The sequence below is a fragment of the Streptomyces boluensis genome (assembly GCF_009908195.1).
In the GTDB taxonomy this organism is placed as follows: Bacteria; Actinomycetota; Actinomycetes; order Streptomycetales; family Streptomycetaceae; genus Streptomyces; species Streptomyces boluensis.
The window spans coordinates 1-3,418 of record NZ_JAAAHS010000573.1 but is presented as its reverse complement, the minus strand read 5'-3'; the positions used below and the strand labels follow the sequence as shown (position 1 = coordinate 3,418).

Here is a 3,418-nt window from a genome sequence, read left to right as displayed (position 1 = left end):
GTTCCGTACCGCTCACCGGCGGTCAGGCATTTCGGATTTCGGGGGATAGAGGAAGTCATGTCGTATGTAGAGGTTCCGGGCGCGAAGGTACCCATCCGGATGTGGGCGGACCCGTCGTCCGTCGAGGACGGTGCCCTCCAGCAGCTGCAGAACGTCGCAACTCTCCCTTGGATCAAGGGACTTGCCGTCATGCCCGACGTGCATTACGGCAAGGGCGCGACGGTCGGTTCGGTCATCGCCATGCACGGCGCGGTCTGCCCGGCGGCGGTCGGCGTCGACATCGGCTGCGGCATGTCCGCGGTCAAGACTTCGCTCACCGCCAACGACCTTCCGGGCGATCTGTCGCGGCTGCGGTCGAAGATCGAGCAGACGATTCCGGTGGGCCGCGGCATGCATGACGACGCGGTGCATCCGGGCCGGCTGCACGGATTCCCGACGGCCGGCTGGGACGACTTCTGGACGCGCTTCGGCGGGATCGCGGACGCGGTCAAGTTCCGCCAGGAGCGGGCCACCAAGCAGATGGGCACGCTCGGCGGCGGCAACCACTTCATCGAGTTCTGCCTCGACGACTCCGGCTCGGTCTGGCTGATGCTGCACTCCGGCTCGCGGAACATCGGCAAGGAGCTCGCCGAGCACCACATCGGCGTGGCCCAGAAGCTGCCGCACAACCAGGGCCTGGTCGACCGCGACCTGGCGGTCTTCGTCGCGGACACCCCGCAGATGGCGGCGTACCGGAACGACCTCTTCTGGGCGCAGGAGTACGCGAAGTTCAACCGCGCGATCATGATGGGGCTTTTCCAGGACGTCGTCCGCAAGGAGTTCAAGAAGGCGAAGCCGACCTTCGAGCCGGTCATCTCCTGCCACCACAACTACGTGGCGGAGGAGCGGTACGAGGGCATGGACCTGCTCGTCACCCGCAAGGGCGCGATCCGCGCGGGCAGCGGGGACTACGGCATCATCCCGGGCTCCATGGGCACCGGCTCGTACATCGTGAAGGGCCTCGGCAACGAGAAGTCCTTCAACTCGGCCTCGCACGGCGCCGGCCGCCGCATGAGCCGTGGCGCCGCCAAGCGGCGCTTCTCCACGAAGGACCTGGAGGAGCAGACGCGGGGCGTGGAGTGCCGCAAGGACTCCGGCGTCGTGGACGAGATCCCCGGCGCGTACAAGCCGATCGAGCAGGTCATCGACCAGCAGCGCGACCTGGTCCAGGTGGTCGCGAAGCTCAAGCAGGTGGTGTGCGTGAAGGGCTGACCACCTGCGGTCGGCCCCCAACTCGGCTGCTCTGCAGGGTCGTTACCGGTTGTCAGTGGCGGGTCGTACGCTCCCGAGCGTGAATGTGACCTCACCTCAGTGGCGTGACAACCCCCGCCTCAACCAGTGGCTCACCGCCCAGGAGAACGCCTTTCCCGCCTGGCGGCAGGCCACTGGGGGGACGTGGGACTTCACTCCCGCCTCCCTCGACCGGCTCGAAGACGTCCTGCTCAGCCGGTACGCCGGCTACGAGGAAGCCGACGCCGCGCACGAGGACCCGTTCATGTCGGTCGCCGTCTGGTACCTGGGAGAAACCGTCCGCCGCGCCCACCCGGACGCCGTCTGGTCATGCAGCCCCACCCCGGGCGAAGGTTCCTATGCCCGGATGAGCCCCCTGCTGACCTACGCCACCGATCTCCTCGGTGACACGATCCGCGAGGAGATCGAGTGGCGCGAGGAGACGTACGACGAAGTCCTCCCGCAACGGAACCCGACCAGCGACATCAAGGCCCTCCACATCAGCGACCGGCACCTGAGCGAGGCCCTGGACGAGTACACCGCCTTCCAGGAGTACCTGGACTCCGTTGCCGGTTGAGTGGCCGGGTACCGCGAACGGGGGCGCGGGCCCGGTCACTTGGCGTGGGTGACCGCGTAGATCATCACGAAGGCGACCAGGTGGATGCCGAAGAGGAAGTACGCGAGGTACCACCACACCATTCGCTCGTTCTTCTTCTCCTGCACGAGCCGACGCTGCTCGGCCTCCCGGTCGGCCTCCCGGAGGGGATCGGGGGTCCCGCCCGTGGGGGTGCTCGCTGTGGGGGCGGGTTCTTCAGGCACCGGCGCGTTCCCGTGCGTGCAGGTCGCGCGCGGCTTCCAGGGCACGGTCGAAGTCGCGCCGACTGTCGTCGCACCAGTGCATCAGGTCCGCGATGACGCGCTGCAGAGTCTCACTCGGCCCACGCCGCCGGGCCTCGGGCGAGGACGTGTACGTCTGCAGGACCTCGCCCGCACGCCCTACGGCTGCGCTGCGCCGCTCGTCGGAGGGGTGCGCGGGCGATCTCTGAGCCGTGTCGGACGCGGTGCTCGAGGCGCTCGTCACGGAAGCTCCCTGTGCACCTTGGAGTTGGAGGCCTGCGCGCGCGGGCGTACGACGAGCAGGTCCACGTTCACATGCGGGGGACGGGTGACGGCCCACGTCACCGTCTCGGCGACATCGTCCGCGCTCAGCGGCTCGGCCACGCCCGCGTACACCTTCGCCGCCTTCTCCGTGTCGCCTCGGAAGCGGGTCGTGGCGAACTCCTCCGTCTTGACCATGCCGGGCGCGATCTCGATGACCCGCACCGGCTGCCCGACGATCTCCAGGCGCAACGTCTCGGCGAGCACCCGTGCGCCGTTCTTCGCGGCGACATAGCCGGCCCCGCCCTCGTAACTGGCGTGGCCCGCGGTGGAGGACAGGACGACGACCGTGCCGTCCCCGCTCGCGATCAGCGCGGGCAACAGCGCCTGCGTCAGGTTCAGCACGCCGATCACGTTGACCTCGTACATCTGGCGCCAGTCCGCCGGGTCACCCGTGGCCACGGGGTCCGCGCCCAGCGCGCCACCCGCGTTGTTGACCAGGACCGCGATCTTCCGGAACGCCGTGGCGAAGGTGTCCACGGCCGCGCGGTCCGTGACATCGAGTTCGTACGCCATCGCCTCGTGGCCCGCCTCGACGATCTCCGCCGCGACCGCCTCGATCCGGTCCTTGCGGCGGGCGGTCAGCACCACCCGGTATCCGGCTGCGGCCAGCTGCCGCGCGGTGGCGGCGCCGATCCCGCTGCTTGCTCCGGTGACGACGGCGATCGGTGCGGAGGCCATGTGCGGTGCTCCTCGTGCGTACGTGCGAAAGGGACGGGTCCAGCCAGGATAGGCGCGCCTCTCCGGTGCCCCGGTCAATCGCCCACCCCACCCTCACCGGAACGCGCCGAACTCGCTTACGCTTCCCGGCAATTGCCTTGCCTGTGTATTTTGCGCGCATATCTGTATGAATCGGGCTGTGGTTGTGGTGAGCGCAGAGGGAGCGGATTCGGGTGCGGATGAGTGTGCGGTCACCGAAGAGGTCACCGGCCTCGACCTGGTCCGCGAGATGTTCCGTATCGCCGACGGCGAGGAGCTGGGTTACGGGGAC

5 protein-coding genes and 1 pseudogene are annotated in these 3,418 nt (G+C 68.6%); 3 read left to right on the top strand and 3 right to left on the bottom strand.

Translation table 11 applies throughout. The annotated features are described in order from the left end of the window. Window positions 1-57 precede the first annotated feature (57 nt). Both GUY60_RS36050 and GUY60_RS36045 read left to right on the top strand, forming a co-directional pair. Entirely contained in the window at window positions 58-1,251 is a 1,194-nt protein-coding gene (locus GUY60_RS36050; RefSeq protein ID WP_161705665.1) for an RtcB family protein, read from the top strand. Window positions 1,252-1,330: 79 nt separating this feature from the next. Beyond that, window positions 1,331-1,846 carry a hypothetical protein gene (locus GUY60_RS36045; RefSeq protein ID WP_161705663.1) on the top strand — a complete coding sequence of 172 codons (516 nt, stop codon included), beginning with the start codon at window positions 1,331-1,333 and terminating at the stop codon, window positions 1,844-1,846. Window positions 1,847-1,881: 35 nt separating this feature from the next. Here the strand turns inward: GUY60_RS36045 and GUY60_RS36040 are convergent, their stop codons facing one another. From GUY60_RS36040 to GUY60_RS36030, 3 genes are read right to left on the bottom strand one after another with little or no spacing between them, the layout of a single operon-like run. Next, the gene (locus tag GUY60_RS36040) at window positions 1,882-2,088 is read right to left on the bottom strand and encodes a hypothetical protein (protein ID WP_161705661.1); all 207 of its coding nucleotides are present in this window, start codon (window positions 2,086-2,088) and stop codon (window positions 1,882-1,884) included. Continuing rightward, on the bottom strand, window positions 2,081-2,350 hold the full coding sequence (locus GUY60_RS36035) for a hypothetical protein (protein WP_161705659.1): 270 nt from the start codon (window positions 2,348-2,350) through the stop codon (window positions 2,081-2,083). Before GUY60_RS36035 ends, GUY60_RS36040 begins: the two co-directional genes overlap by 8 nt. After that, the gene (locus GUY60_RS36030) at window positions 2,347-3,108 is read right to left on the bottom strand and encodes an SDR family NAD(P)-dependent oxidoreductase (RefSeq protein WP_161705657.1); all 762 of its coding nucleotides are present in this window, start codon (window positions 3,106-3,108) and stop codon (window positions 2,347-2,349) included. Before GUY60_RS36030 ends, GUY60_RS36035 begins: the two co-directional genes overlap by 4 nt. A 220-nt stretch (window positions 3,109-3,328) precedes the next feature. On the opposite strand from GUY60_RS36030, the pseudogene GUY60_RS36025 reads away from it, so the two are divergent. Then, window positions 3,329-3,418 (top strand): annotated as a pseudogene (locus tag GUY60_RS36025) (ATP-binding protein); the annotation flags it as partial.

What these genes read in the sequence shown, in the direction of transcription:
- GUY60_RS36050 (WP_161705665.1), top strand. Translation starts at nt 58, where the DNA reads ATGTCGTATGTAGAGGTTCCGGGCGCGAAGGTACCCATCCGGATGTGG.
- GUY60_RS36030 (WP_161705657.1), bottom strand. Translation starts at nt 3,108, where the DNA reads ATGGCCTCCGCACCGATCGCCGTCGTCACCGGAGCAAGCAGCGGGATC.